The organism is Acidovorax sp. FW305-C-20-28 (assembly GCF_058783375.1).
Map to the genome: position 1 here is coordinate 117,545 of NZ_JBYSYM010000013.1, position 20,791 is coordinate 138,335.

The 20,791-nt window shown below is 66.0% G+C and carries 19 protein-coding genes; 1 reads left to right on the plus strand and 18 read right to left on the minus strand.

Annotation, left to right across the window (positions count from 1 at the left end; all coding sequences use genetic code 11):
* Positions 1–81: 81 nt before the first annotated feature.
* Genes carB through carA form a run of 3 tightly spaced genes read right to left on the minus strand, consistent with a single transcriptional unit; the run spans position 82 to position 4,945 of the window.
* Complete coding sequence (gene carB, locus AC3WOH_RS16490) at positions 82–3,330, minus strand: carbamoyl-phosphate synthase large subunit (protein ID WP_492230389.1); 3,249 nt, start codon at positions 3,328–3,330, stop codon at positions 82–84.
* Between the two features lie 10 nt (positions 3,331–3,340).
* The gene (locus AC3WOH_RS16495) at positions 3,341–3,751 is read right to left on the minus strand and encodes a hypothetical protein (protein WP_492230390.1); all 411 of its coding nucleotides are present in this window, start codon (positions 3,749–3,751) and stop codon (positions 3,341–3,343) included.
* A 21-nt stretch (positions 3,752–3,772) separates the two neighbouring features.
* Positions 3,773–4,945, minus strand: coding sequence for a glutamine-hydrolyzing carbamoyl-phosphate synthase small subunit (carA, locus tag AC3WOH_RS16500; RefSeq protein WP_492230391.1), 1,173 nt, complete (start codon positions 4,943–4,945; stop codon positions 3,773–3,775).
* 456 nt (positions 4,946–5,401) lie between these two features.
* Here carA and AC3WOH_RS16505 point away from each other — a divergent pair, with 456 nt between their 5' ends.
* Positions 5,402–6,205: a hypothetical protein gene (locus AC3WOH_RS16505; RefSeq protein ID WP_492230392.1), complete on the plus strand. Its 804-nt coding sequence runs from the start codon at positions 5,402–5,404 to the stop codon at positions 6,203–6,205.
* A 115-nt stretch (positions 6,206–6,320) separates the two neighbouring features.
* Here AC3WOH_RS16505 and AC3WOH_RS16510 read toward each other — a convergent pair whose 3' ends face one another.
* The 15 genes from AC3WOH_RS16510 to tsf form a co-directional block, all read right to left on the minus strand.
* Entirely contained in the window at positions 6,321–7,112 is a 792-nt protein-coding gene (locus tag AC3WOH_RS16510; protein ID WP_492230394.1) for a TrmH family RNA methyltransferase, read from the minus strand.
* A gap of 48 nt (positions 7,113–7,160) precedes the next feature.
* Positions 7,161–7,832: a ribonuclease HII gene (rnhB, locus tag AC3WOH_RS16515; RefSeq protein ID WP_492230395.1), complete on the minus strand. Its 672-nt coding sequence runs from the start codon at positions 7,830–7,832 to the stop codon at positions 7,161–7,163.
* Positions 7,795–8,964 (minus strand): lipid-A-disaccharide synthase, encoded by a 1,170-nt coding sequence (gene lpxB / locus AC3WOH_RS16520; protein ID WP_492230396.1) that lies wholly within the window; start codon positions 8,962–8,964, stop codon positions 7,795–7,797. The genes rnhB and lpxB overlap by 38 nt, the downstream gene beginning before the upstream one ends.
* Positions 8,965–8,986: 22 nt before the next feature.
* The gene (gene lpxA, locus AC3WOH_RS16525; RefSeq protein ID WP_492230440.1) at positions 8,987–9,784 is read right to left on the minus strand and encodes an acyl-ACP--UDP-N-acetylglucosamine O-acyltransferase; all 798 of its coding nucleotides are present in this window, start codon (positions 9,782–9,784) and stop codon (positions 8,987–8,989) included.
* An 11-nt stretch (positions 9,785–9,795) separates the two neighbouring features.
* Positions 9,796–10,236 carry a 3-hydroxyacyl-ACP dehydratase FabZ gene (gene fabZ / locus AC3WOH_RS16530; RefSeq protein ID WP_184862261.1) on the minus strand — a complete coding sequence of 147 codons (441 nt, stop codon included), beginning with the start codon at positions 10,234–10,236 and terminating at the stop codon, positions 9,796–9,798.
* A 16-nt stretch (positions 10,237–10,252) separates the two neighbouring features.
* Positions 10,253–11,233 carry a UDP-3-O-(3-hydroxymyristoyl)glucosamine N-acyltransferase gene (gene lpxD, locus AC3WOH_RS16535; RefSeq protein WP_492230397.1) on the minus strand — a complete coding sequence of 327 codons (981 nt, stop codon included), beginning with the start codon at positions 11,231–11,233 and terminating at the stop codon, positions 10,253–10,255.
* A gap of 33 nt (positions 11,234–11,266) precedes the next feature.
* Positions 11,267–11,788, minus strand: a complete 522-nt coding sequence (locus AC3WOH_RS16540) for an OmpH/Skp family outer membrane protein (protein ID WP_184862257.1) — start codon at positions 11,786–11,788, stop codon at positions 11,267–11,269.
* On the minus strand, positions 11,788–14,085 hold the full coding sequence (gene bamA / locus AC3WOH_RS16545) for an outer membrane protein assembly factor BamA (RefSeq protein WP_184862255.1): 2,298 nt from the start codon (positions 14,083–14,085) through the stop codon (positions 11,788–11,790). The genes AC3WOH_RS16540 and bamA overlap by 1 nt, the downstream gene beginning before the upstream one ends.
* Positions 14,086–14,134: 49 nt before the next feature.
* Positions 14,135–15,496 (minus strand): RIP metalloprotease RseP, encoded by a 1,362-nt coding sequence (gene rseP / locus AC3WOH_RS16550; RefSeq protein WP_492230398.1) that lies wholly within the window; start codon positions 15,494–15,496, stop codon positions 14,135–14,137.
* A 59-nt stretch (positions 15,497–15,555) separates the two neighbouring features.
* Complete coding sequence (gene ispC / locus AC3WOH_RS16555; RefSeq protein WP_492230399.1) at positions 15,556–16,734, minus strand: 1-deoxy-D-xylulose-5-phosphate reductoisomerase; 1,179 nt, start codon at positions 16,732–16,734, stop codon at positions 15,556–15,558.
* On the minus strand, positions 16,731–17,591 hold the full coding sequence (locus tag AC3WOH_RS16560) for a phosphatidate cytidylyltransferase (protein ID WP_492230400.1): 861 nt from the start codon (positions 17,589–17,591) through the stop codon (positions 16,731–16,733). The genes ispC and AC3WOH_RS16560 overlap by 4 nt, the downstream gene beginning before the upstream one ends.
* 8 nt (positions 17,592–17,599) lie before the next feature.
* Positions 17,600–18,334, minus strand: coding sequence for a polyprenyl diphosphate synthase (gene uppS, locus AC3WOH_RS16565; RefSeq protein ID WP_492230401.1), 735 nt, complete (start codon positions 18,332–18,334; stop codon positions 17,600–17,602).
* Positions 18,335–18,357: 23 nt separating this feature from the next.
* Entirely contained in the window at positions 18,358–18,918 is a 561-nt protein-coding gene (gene frr, locus AC3WOH_RS16570) for a ribosome recycling factor (RefSeq protein ID WP_492230402.1), read from the minus strand.
* Positions 18,919–18,981: 63 nt separating this feature from the next.
* The gene (gene pyrH, locus AC3WOH_RS16575; RefSeq protein WP_184862243.1) at positions 18,982–19,704 is read right to left on the minus strand and encodes a UMP kinase; all 723 of its coding nucleotides are present in this window, start codon (positions 19,702–19,704) and stop codon (positions 18,982–18,984) included.
* A gap of 62 nt (positions 19,705–19,766) precedes the next feature.
* Positions 19,767–20,696: a translation elongation factor Ts gene (gene tsf, locus AC3WOH_RS16580; protein WP_492230403.1), complete on the minus strand. Its 930-nt coding sequence runs from the start codon at positions 20,694–20,696 to the stop codon at positions 19,767–19,769.
* Between the last annotated feature and the right edge of the window lie 95 nt (positions 20,697–20,791).

A 20,791-nucleotide genomic window follows, 5' to 3' on the forward strand; every position in this document is an offset into this window, starting at 1 on the left:
AACTCCGCACGCCCCAAGCAAAAAAGCCCCGTGGAGTCACCTCCCCGGGGCTTCGCAGCCGTTGCGGGCCTGCCTGCGGGATCAGGCAGCCGCCAACTGTGCGTGCAGCTCCTGCACCGAGTACACGTCCAGCTTGTCCATGTACTTCATGCCTTCCACGGCCGCTTCGGCGCCGAAGATGGTGGTGAAGGTGGTCACGCGGGCCAGCAGCGACGAGGTGCGGATGGCACGCGAATCGGCGATCGCGTTACGGCGCTCTTCCACGGTGTTGATGACCATCACGATCTCGTTGTTCTTGATCATGTCCACGATGTGTGGGCGGCCTTCGGTCACCTTGTTGACCACCTGCACCGGCACGCCGGCCGCGTCGATGGCGGCGGCCGTGCCCTTGGTGGCCACGAGCTCGAAGCCCAGGGTCACCAGTTGGCGCGCGATGTCCACGGCACGGGGCTTGTCGGCGTTCTTCACCGTGAGGAAGACCTTGCCGGAAGTCGGCAGCTTGGTGCCCGCTCCCATCTGGCTCTTCACGAAGGCTTCGCCGAAGGTCTTGCCCACACCCATGACTTCGCCGGTGGACTTCATCTCGGGGCCGAGAATGGTGTCCACACCAGGGAACTTCACGAAGGGGAACACGGCCTCCTTCACGCTGAAGTACGGCGGCGTCACTTCCTTGGTGATGCCCTGCGAAGCCAGGGTCTGGCCGGCCATGCAACGCGCAGCCACCTTGGCCAGCTGGATGCCCGTGGCCTTGCTCACGAAAGGCACCGTGCGCGAGGCGCGCGGGTTCACTTCGAGCACGTAGATCACGTCCTTGCCATCTGTCTCCTGGATCGCGAACTGCACGTTCATCAGGCCGACCACGTTCAGGCCCTGGGCCATGGCCGCCGTCTGGCGCTTGATCTCGTCCACCGTGGCCTGCGACAGGTAGTACGGGGGCAGCGAGCAGGCGGAGTCGCCGCTGTGCACGCCGGCCTGCTCGATGTGCTCCATGACGCCGCCGATGAAGGTGACGCCCGTGGAGTCGCGCACGCAGTCGACGTCGCACTCGATGGCATTGCTCAGGAAGCGATCCAGCAGCACGGGCGAGTCGTTGCTCACCTTGACGGCTTCGCGCATGTAGCGCTCCAGGTCGCGCTGCTCGTGCACGATCTCCATCGCGCGGCCACCCAGCACGTAGCTGGGGCGCACCACCAGGGGATAGCCCAGGGCGGCGGCCTTTTCCAGGGCTTCAGGCTCGGTACGGGCCGTGGCGTTGGGCGGCTGGCGCAGGCCCAGGTCGCCCAGCAGCTTCTGGAAGCGCTCGCGGTCTTCGGCCGCGTCGATCATGTCCGGCGTGGTTCCGATGATCGGCACGCCTTCGGCTTCGAGGCCCAGGGCGAGCTTCAGGGGCGTCTGGCCACCGTACTGCACGATCACGCCGACCGGCTTTTCCTTGTCCACGATCTCCAGCACGTCTTCGAGCGTCACGGGCTCGAAGTACAGGCGGTCGGAGGTGTCGTAGTCGGTGGAGACGGTCTCGGGATTGCAGTTGACCATGATGGTCTCGTAGCCGTCCTCGCGCATCGCCAGCGCCGCGTGCACGCAGCAGTAGTCGAACTCGATGCCCTGGCCGATGCGGTTGGGGCCACCGCCCAGCACCATGATCTTCTTGTTGTTCGTCGGCTCGGCCTCGCACTCCTCGTCGTAGGTGGAGTACAGGTAGGCGGTGTTGGTCGCGAACTCGGCTGCGCAGGTGTCCACGCGCTTGTACACGGGGCGCACGTTGAGCGCGCGGCGCGCCTCGCGCACGGCCTTCTCGCTGGTTTTGAGCAGCTTGGCCAGGCGGCGGTCGGAGAAGCCCTTTTGCTTGAGGGTGCGCAGCGTCGTGGCATCGATGGCGGCCAGTGCGCCCTCGCCCTTCTCGGCGACGAGCTGATCGATATCCAGCTCGATCTTCACGATCTGCTCGATCTGCACCAGGAACCACTTGTCGATCTTGGTCAGCTCGAACACCTCGTCGACCGACAGGCCCATGGCAAAGGCATCGCCCACATACCAGATGCGCTCGGGGCCGGGCTCGCCCAGTTCCTTCTCGAGCACTTCGCGGTCCTGGGTCTTCTCGTTCATGCCGTCCACGCCCACTTCCAGGCCGCGCAGGGCCTTCTGGAAGGATTCCTGGAAGGTGCGGCCCATGGCCATGACCTCGCCCACGGACTTCATCTGCGTGGTCAGGCGGCTGTCGGCGGTGGGGAACTTCTCGAACGCGAAGCGCGGGATCTTGGTGACCACGTAGTCGATGGAGGGCTCGAACGAGGCCGGTGTGATGCCGCCCGTGATCTCGTTGCGCAGCTCGTCGAGCGTGTAGCCCACGGCCAGCTTGGCCGCGACCTTGGCGATGGGGAAGCCCGTGGCCTTGGAAGCCAGCGCCGAGGAACGCGAGACGCGCGGGTTCATCTCGATCACGACCATGCGGCCGTCCTTGGGGTTGATCGAGAACTGCACGTTGGAGCCGCCCGTGTCCACACCGATCTCGCGCAGCACCGCCAGCGAGGCGTTGCGCATGATCTGGTATTCCTTGTCGGTCAGGGTCTGCGCGGGGGCCACGGTGATGGAGTCACCGGTGTGCACGCCCATCGGGTCCAGGTTCTCGATGGAGCAGATGATGATGCAGTTGTCCGCCTTGTCGCGGACCACTTCCATCTCGTACTCCTTCCAGCCGAGCAGCGATTCCTCGATCAAGAGCTCGTTGGTGGGCGAGGCTTCCAGGCCGCGCTTGCAGATGGTCTCGAACTCTTCGGGGTTGTAGGCGATGCCGCCGCCCGTGCCGCCCAGCGTGAAGCTGGGGCGGATCACGGTGGGGAAGCCCACCTGCTTTTGCACGCCCCAGGCCTCTTCCATGCTGTGGGCAATGCCCGAGCGCGCCGAGCCCAGGCCGATCTTGGTCATCGCGTCCTTGAACTTCAGGCGGTCTTCGGCCTTGTCGATGGCCTCGGGCGTGGCACCGATGAGCTCGACCTTGTACTTGTCGAGCACGCCCTGGTGCCACAGGTCCAGCGCACAGTTGAGCGCGGTCTGGCCGCCCATGGTGGGCAGGATGGCGTCGGGACGCTCCTTGGCGATGATCTTCTCGACCGTCTGCCAGGTGATGGGCTCGATGTAGGTCACATCGGCCGTGGCCGGGTCGGTCATGATCGTCGCGGGGTTGCTGTTGATCAGGATGACCTTGTAGCCCTCTTCGCGCAGGGCCTTGCAGGCCTGCACGCCGGAGTAGTCGAACTCGCAGGCCTGGCCGATGATGATCGGGCCAGCGCCAATGATGAGGATGCTTTTGATGTCTGTACGTTTTGGCATGTTGCGTCGATCAGTCGATCGTGGGTTCGGCTGCCTTGAGGCTGGCGGGCGCGGCGGCTGCGGCATCGCGGCGCGTGTTGATCTTGGCGATGAGTGCCTGCGCGCGCTCGGGCGGCAGGTTCTTCTGCATCAGCTGCAGCAGGCCATCGCCCTGCACCAGGGGCAACAGCACTTCGGTTTCCGCGTCATAGAACGTCGCGTCCCACTCGGCCATGGCTTCCGCAAAGGTCTCGTCGTCCCAGGTCTTGCCCTTGGCCACCATCGTGACCAGTGGCATGGCCTTGTTCTCGATGAAGGACTTCTTATAGGGTTTTTGCGCCCATCGCTCGGTGAACCACTCGCGGTGCGGCGACGGCAGGGTCAGCACACGCTTGTGGATGGCCTTTTCGAGGGAAGCCTGGGGGAAGCTGAAGAGTTTCATGGCGCGGTTCCTTGGCTGGGCTTATTGGGTGCGCGCGGCCCGCATCGCGTCGGTGAAGCGATCGAACAGGTAGGCGATGTCGTGCGGGCCGGGCGATGCCTCGGGGTGGCCCTGGAAGCAGAACGCCGGCTTGTCCTTGTGCACCAGGCCCTGCAGCGTGCCGTCGAACAGGCTCACGTGCGTGGCCCGCAGGTTGGCGGGCAGCGAGTCCATCTCCACCGCGAAGCCGTGGTTCTGGCTGGTGATGCTCACGCGGCCGGTATCGAGGTCCTTCACGGGGTGGTTGGCACCGTGGTGGCTGTTGGCCATCTTGAAGGTCTTGGCGCCGGCGGCCAGGGCCATGATCTGGTGGCCCAGGCAGATGCCGAAGGTGGGCACGCCGCTTTCGACGATGGTGCGTGTGGCAGCGATCGCGTAGTCGCAGGGCTCCGGGTCGCCAGGGCCATTGGACAGGAACACGCCGTCCGGCTTCATGGCCAGCACGTCGGCGGCGGGCGTCTGCGCGGGCACCACGGTGACCTTGCAGCCGCGCTGGGCCAGCATGCGCAGGATGTTCTTCTTCACGCCGTAGTCGTAGGCCACCACATGGAACTGCGGGGCCTCGAGCTTGCCGTAGCCCTTGCCCAGGGCCCACTCGGTCTCGGTCCACTCGTAGGTGGCCTTGGTGGAGACGACCTTGGCCAGGTCCAGCCCGGCCATGCTGGGCGCTGCCTTGGCAGCGGCCAGCGCCTGGTCGATCAGCGCCTGTGTCACATCCTGGCCTTCTGCGAGGCCGATGATGGCACCGTTCTGCGCACCCTTTTCGCGCAGCAGGCGGGTGAGCTTGCGGGTGTCGATGCTGGCGATGGCCACGGTGCGCTCGCGCACGAGGTACTGCGACAGCGTCTCGGTGGAGCGGAAGTTGCTGGCCAGGAGCGGCAGATCCTTGATGATCAGGCCTGCGGCATGGACCTTGTCGGCTTCGATGTCCTCGGAATTGACGCCGTAGTTGCCGATGTGCGGATACGTCAGGGTGACGATCTGCTGGCAGTAGCTCGGGTCGGTAAGGATTTCCTGGTAGCCGACGATGGAGGTGTTGAACACCACCTCGCCGACGGTGGTGCCGGTGGCACCGATCGAATTGCCGATAAAGACCGTGCCGTCTGCGAGCGCCAGGATGGCGGGCGGGAAGGTTCCCTTGAGAGACAAAAGCACTGGGTTCTCCGAATGGTTACGGTCGCCCGGAGTCGCAGGAAGAGGTCCTGGGACTGCTGTTTGTGGGAAGTTTGCTTTGGGTGCGGCCGGGCGACGTGTTTGCGGGAAAGCCTCCAATTGTAGCCTGAGAGGCCCATCTTTAAGTATTAACCCGGCATCTTTCCCAGCATTTGCTGCAACTTGCGTGCCATGGGCCGGCCGCAAGCCCGCCACACAAGCGGGGCAGCTTGCTATTACTTGCATAGCAAATTTCATTGTAACAAGCAGCGACAACGGATGCACACCCTTGCGCCATGGCTACCCAGTTGCACCGCGGCCTGGGCGCGTTTGCGGCACCGGGCGCGGATTCGAGAAGCTTTTCACGAACCGACACAACTTCGCCGCAGCGCGGCCAGGCCCGATCGGGACCCTCCGCTAGACTTTCCCGCATCGTTCGACACCACCAAGAGAGACGGGATGACCAAGACTTCGATCGCATTCGCGTGCGCACTGTTTTCCACCCTGGCCAGTGCACAGGACCTGGCTGCCTACCCGCAGGTGTTCACCGGCCCGCAGGGCCTGGAGGTGGTGCTGGCCCCGACCACAGACGGCAAGACGGCCCTGATGCGCGTGAGCGGCGTCAACCACGCGATCGACAAGGTGGTCTTCCTGGGCAAGCAGGAGCAGCGCGGCAGCGGCACCGAGGCCTATGTGACCACCCTCGACGGCCGCGACTGGGGCCTGGTGCAAAAGCAGGCCAACCGCTATGGCGGCGGCGAGCGCTACGTGACCTACCTGCCGGGGCGCCAGGGCGCGGTGGACCTGGCATTTGACGAAAAGAAGAGCAAGGCCCTGAACACGGCCGAACTCAAGACCGCCTACACGCGCCAGAACAAGGACGGCGTGCAGGAAAAGCTGGCCCGCTTCGACCGCGACAAGCACCTGGCCTCGGCGCAGACGGATCTGTCCAACACGGACACCTCGGCCAGCAGCGCCTGCGGCAGCCCGGTGAAGACCGTGGTGGACTGGAAGTCCATCGACGATGACAAGCTCAAGAAGCTCAGCATCGCCAGCTTCTGCGGCGAGGTCGCCTCGCAGATGGGCAGCATGTGCGGCAGCAACGCCGGCTTCAAGGCCAAGGCCGCGTCGCTGGGCCAGATCCAGTGCCAGTTCGGCGCTGAGATGAAGCTGCGCGTGGAAGGCCAGAAGCTGGTGTTCACCACGCACCAGGATGCGCCCAACCAGGGTGACTTCGTCCAGCAGTTCCTGCGCAACCAGTAGTACGGCTTTGCCTTCGGGCGTCTAGCGTCGTTGGTTCGCCTTGCCGTGCTACAGCACTGTCTGCGGCTTCCCGCCTAGCTATACTCCCGAATCCAAACCCGTGCGGGGAAGTGGATCAGCACCCCGCCTGCAGGGCGCGCTGTGCCGCACTCGCATGCAGGCAGATGGCGGCCGCCGCGCCCACGTTGAGCGACTCCTCGCCACCGGGCTGGGCGATGCGGATGTGCTGCGCGGCGCGCTCCTGCAGCACGGCGCTCACGCCCTGCCCTTCGTGCCCCATGACCCAGGCGCAGGGCCAGGGCAGCTCGGCGCGGTGCAGGTAGTCGCCCTGGTGCGAGCTGGTGACCAGCGTGGGCAGGTGGAGGCCCGCCAGGTCCTCGGGCGCCAGGCCCTCGACCAGGTCGAGCGCGAAATGCGCACCCATGCCGGCGCGCAGCACCTTGGGCGACCAGAGCGCGGCGCTGCCCTTGAGCGCCAGCACCTGGCGGAAACCGAAGGCCGAGGCACTGCGCAGGATGGAGCCCACATTGCCCGCGTCCTGCACCCGGTCGAGCACCACGGCGGCCACGCCGGGTTGCGGAGACCGGCCCTCGGGCAGGCCGAGCACGAAACCCATCTTCGCAGGCGACTCCAGGCCGCTGATGTCGGCAAACAGCGCATCGGCCAGCACCACCACCTTGGGCGCTGCCTTGCCCCACTCGACCTGGGCCGATGGCCACAGCGATTCGGCAAAAACGGCCACGGCCGGCTGCACGCCGCGCTCCAGCGCCGCGCGGCACAGGTGGTCGCCCTCCAGCCAGACACGGCCCTGCTTGCGGTAGGCGCCGTTGTCCTGCGCCAGGCGGCGCAGGTCCTTGACCCAGGCGTTGTCGCGCGAATGGATGGCGGTGATGGAAGATGAGGTCATGGGATGCAAGGCTGCAGGAAAAAGGCGCAGCCCCAGGGCCGCGGCGCCCTATGCGCCGATGCCGATGTGGATATCCTGGGACATGGCTGGCTGCCCCACCAGGGCCTGCGCCACCGGGGCGAAGGAGCGGCGGTGGTGGATGCAGGCGCCATGGGTGCGCAGGGCCTCCATGTGCACCGCGGTGCCATAGCCCTTGTGGGCCGAGAAGCCGTAGTGCGGAAAGTGCGCGTGCACTTCTTCACACCAGCGGTCACGGTGCACCTTGGCCAGGATGGAGGCGGCAGAGATGGATTTGACGAGCGCATCGCCCTTGACGATGGCCTCGGCGGGTACATCCAGGCGCGGCAGCTGGTTGCCGTCGACCAGCACACGCACGGGCTTGAGCCGCAGGCCCATCACCGCACGGCGCATGGCCAGCAGGGTCGCCTGCAGGATGTTGAGCTGGTCGATCTCCTCCACACTGGCCTCGGCGATCGCAAAGCACAGGGCCTTGGCGCGGATCTCATCGAACAGCGCTTCGCGGCGCAGCGCGGTGAGCTTCTTGGAGTCGTCGAGCCCGGCGATGGGCCGCAGGTCGTCGAGAATCACGGCCGCAGCCACCACGGGCCCGGCCAGCGGGCCCCGGCCAGCCTCGTCCACACCGGCCACCAGGCCCGGCGGATGCCAGTCCAGGCTCGCCTGTTCAGACAGCAGCGGTGGCAAGGATTTTCTCGATCGCATCGGCAGCCAGTTGGGAGGTGTCGCGTCGCAGGCTCGCGTGCAGCGCGGAAAAACGCTGCTCCAAAGCCGTGATGGTAGCGGGATGCTGCACTTTTGCATCCAGCCATTGCAGCGTGGCGTCGCACAGGGCCTGCGGCGTGGCCGCGCCCTGGATCAGTTCGGGCACGACGAATTCGCCACACAGGATGTTGGGCAGCCCGACCCAGGGCTGCAGCTGCTTGCGCTTCATGAGCCACCAGCTCAAGGGGTGCATGTGGTAGCCGATGACCATGGGGCGCTTGAACAGCGCGGCCTCGAGCGTGGCCGTGCCGCTGGCGATCAGCGTCGTGTCGCAGGCAGCCAGCACCGTGTGCGACTGGCCGGTGACGATCTGCAGCATGTCGGCCACGCCCTGCTCACGCGCCACCTGCTCGATGCGCGCCTGCAGCGCGGGCACGGCAGGCACCACCATGCGCAGATTCGGGCGCGCCTGGCGCAGCAGCGCCGCGGCCTGGAAAAACGCCGGGGCAATGTACTGCACCTCGGCCGAGCGGCTGCCCGGCAGAATGGCCAGCACCTCGTCGCCATCGGCCAGGCCCAGGCGTGCACGCGCGCCGCTGCGGTCGGGTACCTCGGGGATCACGCTGGCCAGCGGGTGGCCCACGTAGGTCGCCGCGATGCCGTGGCGCGCCAGCAGCTCGGGCTCGAACGGGAAGATGCACAGCACGTGGCCGGCGCTTTTGCGGATCTTCTCCACGCGGTCGGCGCGCCAGGCCCAGATCGAAGGGCAGACGAAGTGCACGGTGGGGATGCCCGCCGCACGCAGGTCGGCCTCCAGCCCCAGGTTGAAATCGGGCGCATCCACGCCGATGAAGATGTCGGGCCTATCGGCCAGCAGACGGTTGCGCAGCTGCTTGCGGATGGAAAGCAGCTCGCGCAGGCGGCGAAAAACTTCCACGCTGTAGCCATGCACCGCCAGCTTGTCGCTGGGCCACCAGGCGGCAAAGCCGCGCCGGGCCATCTGCGGCCCGCCGATGCCATGCGCCGTGGCGGCCGGCCAGCGGGCCTGCATGCCATCGAGCAGCAGGCCGGCCAGCAGGTCGCCCGAGGCTTCGCCTGCGACCATCGCCACGCGGGGCGCCTTGTCCGTCATTCAGCCGTCTCTCGAAAAGGGATCACCGCGCAATGCCGGCGGCAGAGCTTTCCAGAAAAGCATCCATCAATGCCACGTCGGCGGCGGCCTCGGGCATATCGGCAGCCAGTGCGAGAATGGCCTTGCGCGCCTCGTCCAGCGACAGGCCCTGGCGGTACAGCAGCTTGTGCATCTCGCGGATCGCGGCGATGCGCTGGGCCGAGAAATCACGCCGGCGCAGGCCCACCAGGTTCACGCCGCGCACGGCCAGTGGACTGCCGTCCACCACCATGTAGGGCGGCACATCCTTGTTGACGTGGCTGGAGAAGCCGACCATGGTGTGAGCGCCCACACGCATGCGCTGCAGCACGCCGGTGAGCCCGCCCACGGTGGCCCAGTCGCCCACCTCCACATGGCCCGCGAGCGTGGTGTTGTTGGCCAGGGTGGTCTGGTCGCCGATGGCGCAGTCGTGTGCGACGTGCACGTAGGCCATGATCCAGTTGTCGTCGCCCACCGTGGTCTCGCCGCGGTCCTGCACCGTGCCGGTGTTGAAGGTACAGAACTCGCGGATGGTGTTGCGGTGGCCGATCACCAGGCGCGTGGGCTCGCCCGCGTACTTCTTGTCCTGCGGGTCGGCACCCAGCGAGGCGAACTGGAAGATGCGGTTGTCCTGGCCGATGGTGGTGTGCCCTTCGATCACGCAGTGGGCACCCACCGTGGTGCCGGCACCGATCGCCACGTTCGGGCCGATCACGGCATAGGGCCCGACCCGCACCGAAGGGTCCAGGCGGGCGCCGTCGGCGACGAGGGCGGTGGGGTGGATATTGCTCACGTGGGACAGCAGGCCGGCTTTCAGCCCACCTGGCGCATGGTGCACATGAGTTCGGCCTCGCACGCGACTTCCTCGCCCACGCTGGCCACGCCCTTGAACTTCCAGATGCCGCCGCGCACGCGGTCGATGGTGATGGTCATCACCAGCTGGTCACCCGGCTCCACGGGGCGCTTGAAGCGCGCGCCGTCGATGCCGACGAAGTAGTAGATGTTGTTCTCGTCAGGCACCTTGCCCATGGCATCGAAGGCCAGCAAGCCGGCCGCCTGGGCCAGGGCTTCGAGGATCAGCACACCGGGCATCACCGGGCGGCCCGGGAAGTGCCCCATGAAGTACGGCTCGTTGAAGGTGACGTTCTTGATCGCCTTGATGTGCTTGTTGCTCTCCAACTCGATCACCTTGTCCACCAGCAGGAAGGGGTAGCGGTGCGGCAGTTGCTTGAGAATCGCGTGAATATCCATCATCGAGTTGTTCTTCCGTTCATGCTGCCTTGAGAGCCTGCTCCAGCGCCTTGATGCGCTCGCGCAAGCTGTGCAGTTGTTTGAGTGTTGCAGCGTTTTTTTCCCACCGCGCATTGTCGTCGATGGGGAACATGCCGGTGTACTGGCCCGGCTGGGTCAATGAGCGGGTGACCACGGTGGCCGCCGAGATGTGCACGTTGTCGGCCAGCGTGAGGTGGCCCAGCACGATGGCGCCGCCGCCCACCGTGCAGTGGGCACCGATGGTCGCGCTGCCGGCCACGCCGACGCAGCCGGCCATGGCCGCATGCTTGCCGATGCGCACGTTGTGGCCGATCTGGATCAGGTTGTCGAGCTTCACGCCGTCCTCGATGACGGTGTCGTCCAGCGCCCCACGGTCGATGCAGGTGTTGGCCCCGATTTCCACGTCATTGCCGATGCGCACCGCACCCAGCTGCTCGATCTTGACCCACTGGCCCTTCTCGGGGGCGAAGCCGAAGCCGTCGGCACCGATCACCACGCCGGCATGCACGATGCAGCGCTCTCCGATGGAGCAGTCTTCGCCCACGGTCACGCGGGACTTGAGCACCGTGCCCGCGCCAATGCGCGCGCCCCGCTCGACCACGCACAGCGGACCGATGGTGGCCGAGGGATGCACCTGCGCCGCTGGATCGACCACCGCACTGGCATGCACCCCGCCCTGCCCTCCTGGCGCCGTGTGCTGGCGCCACAGCTGCGTGGCCCGCGCGAAGTAGACATAGGGGTTGTCCGCCACGATGCAGGCGCCCCGTGCCACGGCGGCCTCGCGCATCGCGGGGGCCACAATGACACAGGCCGCCCGGGAGGCGGCCAGTTGCTGCTGGTAGCGGGGGTTGCTCAGAAAGCTGAGATCCCCCGGCCCTGCAACCTCCAGTGGCGCGATGCGGGAGATGACGGTATCACCCATGCCCCCCTCCAGCGAGCCCCCCAGCGCATCGACGATGTGCCCGAGACGCAAGCTCACAGGCCACCTGCTCCGCGCTGCTGGTGCAGCGGCTTACTTGGCAGGCGCTGCATTGAGCGCCTTGATCACCTTGTCGGTGATGTCGTGCTTGGGGTTGATGTAGGCGACTTCCTGCAGGATCACGTCGTACTTCTCGGCCTCGGCGACCTGCTTGACGACGCGGTTGGCGCGCTCCTGCAGGGCGGCATACTCTTCGTTGCGGCGGGCGTTCAGGTCTTCCTGGATCTCGCGGCGCTTGCGCTGGAAGTCACGGTCCTGGTCCACCAGCTGACGCTGGCGGATGGCACGCTGGCTCTCGGCCAGCGTAGGGGCTTCACGCTCGAACTTCTCGGAAGCGGTCTTCAGGGCATTGCCCATGTCCACGAGGTCCTTCTCGCGGCGCGTGAATTCCTGCTCGAGCTTGGCCGATGCCGCCTTGGCCGAGTTGGCCTCGCGCAAGATGCGGTCGGTATTGATGAAACCGGCCTTGAAAGACTCTTGCGCTTGTGCGGGAACCGCCATGGCAAAGCTGCCAAGCAACATGACCAGGGCGAAATGGCGGGAAAGGGAGTTCATTAGAAAGACGTTCCAATCTGGAATTGCAGTTTCTGGATTCTATCGCCAGCAAACTTGCGTACCGGTTGTGCAAAGGCCAGGCGCAGGGGGCCCAGCGGGGAAATCCAGCTCAAACCAAGCCCGGCGGAGGCGCGCATGGTGCTGGCGGTTACCTTTTCATTCTCTCCATACACATTGCCTACATCCACGAAGGTGAAGACGCGCAGCGTACGGTCGTTGCCGGCCCCCGGGAAGGGAGCGATCAGCTCGGCATTGAGGGTGACCTTCTTCGGGCCGCCCAGCGAGGCGCCGGTGACATCGCGCGGACCCAGGGTGCCCTGGTCGAAACCACGCACCGAACCCAGGCCGCCCGAATAGTAGTTCTTGAACACGGGGAAGGGACGGCCGTTCATGCCCTTGCCGATGCCCAGTTCACCGTTGAAGGCCAGCGTGAAGCGCTTGTTCAGCGGCACATACTGCTGGTACTGGTAGTTGGCGCGCACATAGCGGGCGTCGCCGGCCACCGACCATTCGGAGTTCAGGCGCTGGTAGCGGCCCGAATTGGGCGCCAGCGCGCTGTCGCGGTCGTCGCGCGACCAGCCGATGGTCAGCGGGATCGAGGTGCTCTTGTAGCCGAAGTTGTCGGCATAGGCCAGGTAGGTGGCCGGGATGTTGGTGCCGGGCTTGATGGTGGTCTGCTCCAGACCGCCACCGAAGAACACCGTGTCGGTCTCGCTGAACGGCACGCCAAAGCGCACCGAGCCGCCGGTGGTCACCAGTTGGTAGTTGCCGCCCTGGTCCTCATAAGGCTTGTCGGTACGGTAGTACAGGTCCAGCGTGCGCGAGATGCCTTCGTCCGTGAAATACGGGTTGGTGGTGCTGAACACCAGCGTGCGGCGGTACTTGCTGGTGTTGACGTCCACACCCAGGTAGTTGCCGGAGCCGAAGAAGTTCTCCTGCTTGATGCCGAAGGACAGGGCCACCTTCTCGGCGCTGGAAAAACCCACGCCCATCTGCAGCGAGCCGGTGGGCTTTTCGGCCACGTTGACCACCAGGTCCACCTGGTCGGGCGAGCCGGGCACCTCCTGCGTCTCGACATTGACCTCGGTGAAGAAGCCCAGGCGGTCCACGCGGTCGCGCGACAGGCGGATGCGCTCGCCGTCGTACCAGGAGGCTTCGTACTGGCGGAACTCGCGGCGGATCACTTCATCGCGCGTGCGGTTGTTGCCGCTGACGTTGATGCGGCGCACGTAGGCACGGCGCGAGGGCTCGACCTGCAGCACCAGGGCCACGCGGTTGTTCTCACGGTCGATCTCGGGCACGGCCTCCACGCGCGCGAAGGCAAAGCCGAAGCGGCCGAAGTACTCGGAGAAGGCCTTGGTGGTCTCGGTCACCTGGTCGGCATTGTAGGGCTCGCCGGGGCGGATGGTGATGAGCGACTTGAACTCGTCCTCGCGCTCCAGGTAGTTGCCTTCGAGCTTGACGCCCGAGACCACGAAGCGCTCGCCCTCGAACACGTTCACCGTGATCGAGATGCCTTGCTTGTCGGGCGAAATCGCGACCTGCGTCGATTCCACGCGGAACTCCAGGTAGCCGCGCTGCAGGTAGTAGGTGCGCAGAGTTTCCAGGTCGGCATTGAGCTTGGCGCGCGAATAGCGGTCGGACTTGGTGTACCAGCTGAGCCAGCCCCCCGTGTCCTGGTCGAACAGGCCCTTGAGCGTGGATTCGCTGAAGGCCTTGTTGCCGACGATGCGCACTTCGTTGATGCGCGCAGGCTCACCCTCGACCACCGAGAACGTCAGGTTCACACGGTTGCGCTCGATGGGCGTCACCGTGGTCACCACCTCGGCGCCATACAGGCTCTTGTTGATGTACTGGCGCTTGAGCTCCTGCTCGGCGCGGTCGGTCAGCGCCTTGTCGTAGGGGCGGCCTTCGGTCAGGCCCACTTCGCGCATGCTCTTCTTGAGCGCGTCCTTGTCGAATTCGCGCGTGCCCGCGAAGTCCACGTCGGCAATGGTGGGGCGCTCCTCGACCACCACCACCAGCACATTGCCCGAAGCCTCCAGGCGCACGTCCTTGAACAGGCCCAGGGCGAACAGCGCGCGGATGGCGGCTGCGCCCTTCTCGTCGTTGTAGTCATCGCCCACACGCAAGGGCATGGATGCGAAGATGGTGCCGGGCTCCACGCGCTGCAGGCCCTCCACGCGAATGTCCTGCACCTTGAAAGGCTCCAGTGCCCACGCCGCGTTGGCGACAAAGACCATGGCTGCAATGGCCGATGCGGTACGCACGCCCAGGCGATTGATTGGATTTTTCATGAATGGAACTGGAGCCGCTCCTGCGGGGCAAGAGCGGAAAGAAAAATGGTTAGCCAAAAAGCCGGGTGATATCGTTGAACAGGGCAATGGACATCATGAGAAGCAGCACCGCGACACCACCGCGCTGCAAACGCTCCAGCCATGCGTCCGACACTTGCTTGCCCGTCACGCCCTCCCAAAGATAATACATCAGGTGCCCACCGTCCAAAACTGGCAGCGGCAGCAGGTTCAGCACCCCCAGGCTCACGCTGATCAGCGCCAGGAACACCAGGTACTGCGTGAGGCCCATGCTTGCCGAACGGCCGGCATAGTCCGCAATCGTCAAGGGCCCGCTGAGGTTCTTGAGCGAGGCCTCGCCGATCACCATGCGCCCCATCATCTTCAGGGTGAGCAGCGAAACGTCCCAGGTCTTGACCACGCCGGTCCAGAAACCTTCGAACAGGCCGTATTCAACGGTTACAAATTCGGGCGAAGCCCCCACGTAGGCACCGATGCGTCCGACCGTGGCTCCGAGCTCGGGCTGGGCATCGGGCAACACGTCCAGCGTGAGCGAGTGCCCCGCACGGTCGATCAGCCAGGGCTGGGACAGCGGCTCGTTGCCCTGCATGGACTTGCGGATCAGCTCGCGCAGCTGCTGGCCGTCCACGACCTCGGTGGTACCGATCTTGAGCACCACATCGCCCTGCTTGAGGCCTGCGCGCTCGGCCGCGCCCTTGGGCATCACCTCACCCAGCACCGGGCGCGTCCAGGGCCCCAGGATGCCGATCTTGCGGAACAGCTGGGCGTCGGCCTCGCGCGAATCGATCTTCGACATGTCCAGCACCATCTCGCGGTGCGCACCGGTCTGCGGCTGCACGTCCAGGCGCACGGACTCGCCCTCCAGCGCGCCACGGGTCAGCAGCCAGCGCAGGTCCTCGAACGAGCGCACGGGCTCCAGTTCCTCGGAGCCCAGGGCCGCACGCTGCACCAGCTCGCCACCGCGCAGGCCGGCGCTGTGGGCCACCGAGCCCGCCACGGGGCTGGCCAGCACGGCCTTGGGCTCCTCGACGCCGTTCCAGTTGACGATGGAGTACAGCAACACCGCCAGCAGCAGGTTAGCCAACGGGCCCGCGACCACGATGGCCGCGCGCGAGCGCAGCGGCTGGGTGTTGAAGGCCAGGTGGCGCTCTTCGGGGGCCACGGGCGCCTCGCGCTCATCGAGCATGCGCACATAGCCGCCCAGCGGGAAGGCGCCGAGCACGAATTCGGTCGGCGAGCCCTTGGGCCGCCAGGTGAACAAGGGCTTGCCGAAACCCACGGAAAAGCGCAGCACCTTCACACCGCAGGCCACGGCCACGCGGTAGTGGCCGTATTCATGCACGGCGATCAAAAGGCCCAGGGCGACGATGAACGCGACGACGGTCAACAGCATGGAAAGCTCCGTGGTTTGGCAGTGGCAGCGGCAGTCGCCAGGAAACGGCGCTACGCGCCTCAGGCGGCCAGCAGGCCTGCGGCCCGCTCTGCCGCCCTGCGCGACTGCGCATCCAGATCGAGCAGCGCTGCCAGAGAATCCGGCTTGGAGGGCGAAACCGCATCCAAAGTTGCAAGATTGACCGCGTGAATGTGATCGAAACGCAATCGACCCGACAGGAACTGCCCCACCGCCACCTCGTTGGCGGCATTGAGCACCGCCGTCGTGCCCTCGGCCGCCTTGAGCGCCTGCCAGGACAGGTGCAGGCCCGGGAAGCGGATGGCATCGGCATCCTCGAAGGCCAGCGCGCTCAGCGTCGAGAAGTCGAGCCGGCTGGCGCCGCTGGCGATGCGCTCGGGCCAGGCCAGGCCCACCGCAATGGGCACGCGCATGTCGGGCGTGCCCAGTTGCGCGAGGATGGAGGCGTCCTTGAACTGCACCATGGAGTGGATGATCTGCTGCGGGTGGATCACCACCTTGATCTGGTCGGGCGCCAGGTCGAACAGCCAGCGCGCCTCGATCACCTCGAGCGCCTTGTTCATCATGGTGGCCGAGTCGACCGAGATCTTGCGCCCCATGGAGAAATTGGGGTGCGCGCAGGCCTGTTCGGGCGTGATCTGCGAGAGCGTGGCCGGGTCGCGCTGGCGGAAAGGCCCGCCCGAGGCCGTGAGCAGAATGCTGTCCACCCGGTCAGGCCAGGTGGCGGGGTCTTCGGGCAGGCACTGGAAGATGGCCGAGTGCTCGCTGTCGATGGGCAGCAGCGTGGCACCGCCGGCCTTCACCGTCTGCATGAACAGGCCGCCGCCCACCACCAGGGCCTCCTTGTTGGCCAGCAGCAGGCGCTTGCCCGCACGCGCCGCGGCCAGGCAGGGCGCCAGGCCCGCCGCGCCAACGATGGCCGCCATCACGGCATCCACCTCGGGGTGGGAGGCAATGGTTTCGAGCGCATCGGCCTCGTACAGCACACGCGTGGCCAGGCCGTTCTGGCGCAGCCGGTCTTCGAGCTGGCGGGCATGCGGCGCGCTGGCCATCACGGCAAAACGGGGGGTGAACTGCGCGCACTGCGCCAGCATCAGGTCCACCTGGGTGGACGCACTCAGGGCAAAAACCTCGAAGCGCTCCGGGTGGCGCGCCACCACATCGAGGGTGCTGGTGCCGATGGAGCCGGTGGAACCGAGGACGGTAAGCCGTTGTTTCATAGAGGGATCGTCGTCAGGCTCGTAAGCATCATGGCCAGGGGAAGGGTGGGCAGCAGGGCATCCACGCGGTCGAGCACGCCGCCGTGGCCGGGCAAGAGGTTGCTGCTGTCCTTGACGCCGGCGCTGCGCTTGATGAGCGATTCCACCAGGTCACCGGAGACGCTCATCGCCGTCATGAACAGCGCCGCCACCACCAGCAGCCACCAGCCCTGGCGGGCCATGCGGCTGTAGAAACTGAGCACCTCGGCCTGCCAGTGGGCATCGGCCGCCACCCAGGCGAAGGACAGCACCAGCACGCCGGCCAAACCACCCCAGACACCCTCCCAGCTCTTGCCGGGGCTGATGGAGGGGGCCAGCTTGCCCTTGGTGAAGCGCAGGCCGAAGGCACGGCCCGCAAAATAGGCAAAGATGTCGGCCACCCAGACGAGGACCAGCACCGACAGCAGGAAGTTGATGCCCACATGGCGCGCCTGCACCACCGCCAGCCAGGCCATCCACAACGCCAGCACGCCGGCCACCAAGCGCACGGCCGCGGGAATGCGCGGCCAGCCGGGCACCCCGGCGCGCAGCAGCCAGGCCGTGCCCAGCACCCACAGCGCGCCACCCACGATCCACAGCACGGTCAGCGGCTGCGTGAGCCAGCCCAGCGCCCAGGAACCCAGGCACAGCGCCACGCAGGTGGCGCCCACGGCCAGCGAGCCGGACTGGCCGAAGCCGCACAGCCGCCCCCATTCCCAGGCACCTGCCGCCATGAGCACCAGCACCACCACGGTGAAGGGCAGTGGCGAGCTGTAGAACAGGGCCGGCAACAGGATGGCCAGCAGGACGAGTGCGGTGATGACGCGCTGTTTGAGCATGGGGCCTTTCAGCCCGGCATCGGATCGGGATGCGCGGACAGGGTAATCTGTTCAGAGGTTTTGCCGAAGCGGCGCTCCCGCGCACTGTAAGCCGCAATCGCCTCGTCCAGCGCGGATTCATCGAAATCCGGCCACAGCCGGTCGCTGAAGACCAGCTCCGAATAGGCGATTTGCCAGAGCAGGAAGTTGCTGATGCGCATCTCGCCGCCCGTGCGGATCACCAGATCCGGGTCGGGGACATGGGCCATGCCCATGGCAGCGTTCAGGCTGGCCTCGGTGATGGGCTCGCCTTTGGTTGCCAGAGCGGCAGCCGCCTGGGCGATGTCCCAGCGCCCGCCATAGTTGAAGCAGACATTGAGCACCAGGCGGGTGTTGTGGGCGGTTGCCGCCTCGGCCTGGGCCAGGCCAGCCTGCACCTTGGCCGACAGGCCCGCGCGCTCGCCCACGAAGTACAGGCGCACGCCATCCTTCAGGAGCTGGGGCACCTCGCGCGCCAGCGCCATGGCCAACAGTTCCATGAGGCCCGAGACCTCTTCGGCCGGTCGGTTCCAGTTTTCGGAGGAGAAGGCGAAGACGGTGAGCACGCCCACACCGCGCTGCACGCAAGCGCGTGCGCAGCGGCGCAGCGAATCGACCCCTTGCTTGTGGCCAGCCAGGCGCGGCAGGAAGCGGCGTGTGGCCCAGCGGCCGTTGCCATCCATGACGATGGCAATGTGGTGCGGCACCACCGTAGGTACAGACATGGAAACGTTCAAGCCCTGGGGGCTCAAACCGCCATGATTTCCTGTTCCTTGGCCGCCACCAGGGCATCGACCTCGGCGATGTGGCGGTCGGTGACCTTCTGCACATCGGTTTCGGCACGCTTCTGGTCATCCTCGGAAGCGAGCTTGTCCTTGACCAGCTTCTTCACGGCTTCATTGGCGTCGCGGCGCAGGTTGCGCACGGCGATCTTGGCGCCTTCGCCTTCGGAACGGGCCAGCTTGGTCATTTCCTTGCGGCGCTCTTCGCTCATGGGGGGCATGGGCACGCGGATCAGGTCGCCCATGGAAGCCGGGTTCAGGCCCAGGTCGCTTTCGCGGATGGCCTTCTCGATCTTGGCGCCCATGCCCTTTTCCCAGGGCTGGACACTGATGGTGCGCGAGTCGATCAGCGCCACATTGGCCACCTGGGAGAGGGGCACGAAGGAGCCGTAGTACTCGACCTGCACGGAGTCGAGCAGCGCGGGGTTGGCGCGACCGGTGCGGATCTTCTGCAGGTTGTTCTTGAAGGCCGTGATGGACTGGTCCATCTTGGTTTCAGCGTTCTTCTTGATGTCGGCAATCGTCATGTTTTTCTCCTCGGGGCGGACCAGAGACAGGCTGGCGCGTGGCCAGCCCGTGCTTCGTCATCATCAGGCGTAGACCAGCGTGCCTTCGTCCTCGCCCATCACCACGCGCTTGAGCGCGCCGTGCTTGATGATCGAGAACACCCGCACCGGCAGTTTCTGGTCGCGGCACAGGGCGAAGGCGGTCGCATCCATGATGCCCAGGTTGCGGGACATGGCCTCGTCGAAGCTGAGCTTCGTGTAGCGCGTGGCCGTGGGATCCTTCTGGGGGTCGGCAGTATAAACGCCGTCCACCTTGGTGGCCTTGAGCACCAGCTCGGCGCCGATTTCGGCACCGCGCAGGGCTGCGGCCGTGTCGGTGGTGAAGAAGGGGTTGCCCGTGCCGGCCGCGAAGACCACGACCTTGCCTTCTTCGAGGTACTGCAGCGCCTTGGGGCGCACGTAGGGCTCGACCACCTGCTCGATGGCGATGGCGGACATCACGCGGGCCACCAGGCCCTGCTTGTCCATGGCATCGGCCAGGGCCAGTGCGTTCATCACGGTGGCCAGCATGCCCATGTAGTCGGCGGTGGCGCGGTCCATGCCGACCGAGCCGCCCGCGACGCCGCGGAAGATGTTGCCCCCACCGATCACCACCGCCACCTGCACGCCCAGGCGGGTGACCTCGGCGATCTCCTCGACCATGCGCACGATGGTGGCACGGTTGATACCGAAGGCGTCATCCCCCATCAGCGCCTCACCAGACAGCTTGAGCAGGATGCGCTTGTGGGCTGGTGCGGCTTGGGACATGGGAAATTTCTCCGGTAGGTGGTTCTGGGCTTTGGTGGGGTGGTTGCAGGAAACGGCGGCGATCAGGCGGCGGCCTTGGCGGCTGCCACCTGGGCGGCCACTTCGGCCGCGAAGTCGTCGACCTTCTTCTCGATGCCTTCGCCCACCACGTACAGGGTGAAGCCCTTGACGGTGGTGTTGGTGGCCTTGAGCATCTGCTCGACGGTCTGCTTGCCGTCCGCAGCCTTCACGAAGACCTGGTTGAACAGCGAGACTTCCTTGAGGTACTTCTGCACGCCGCCTTCGATGCGCTTGGTCACGATTTCGTCGGACTGCACGGGCTTGCCTTCGGCTTCGGCCTTGGCCTTGTCTTCGGCCGCCTTGGCAGCGGCGACCGAGCGCTCCTTCTCGATCAGGTCGGCAGGCACGTCGGCAGCGGTCAGGGCCACGGGCTTCATGGCGGCCACGTGCATGGCGACGTCCTTGGCAGCCGTTTCGTCACCCTCGAACTCGACGACCACGCCGATGCGCGTGCCGTGCAGGTAGGAGGCCAGCTTGCTGCCGCCGCTGAACTGCTTGAAGCGACGGAAGGACATGTTCTCGCCGATCTTGCCGATCAGGCCCTTGCGCACGTCTTCCAGCGTGGGGCCGAAGCTGTCTTGCTCGTAGGCCAGGGCACCCAGGGCCGCCACGTCGGCGGGGTTGTGCTTGGCGATCAGCTCGGCAGCGGCGTTGGCCAGTGCGATGAAGCTGTCGTTCTTGCTCACGAAGTCGGTTTCGCTGTTCACTTCGACCAGGGCGCCAGTGGTGCCGCTGATGAAGCTGGCGACCACGCCTTCGGCGGTGATGCGCGAGGCGGCCTTGCCGGCCTTGGTGCCCAGCTTGACGCGCAGCAGCTCTTCGGCCTTGGCCATGTCGCCGTCGGCTTCCGTCAGGGCCTTCTTGCATTCCATCATCGGGGCGTCGGTCTTGCCACGCAGTTCGGCAACCATGCTTGCGGTAATTGCAGCCATCTTTATTCCTTCGGTGTTCAGTTCAGTGATTTCAGATTCGGGCTAAAAAAAAGGGGGCCAACAGAGCCCCGCTTTTGTTCGCGACGGATCGCGCA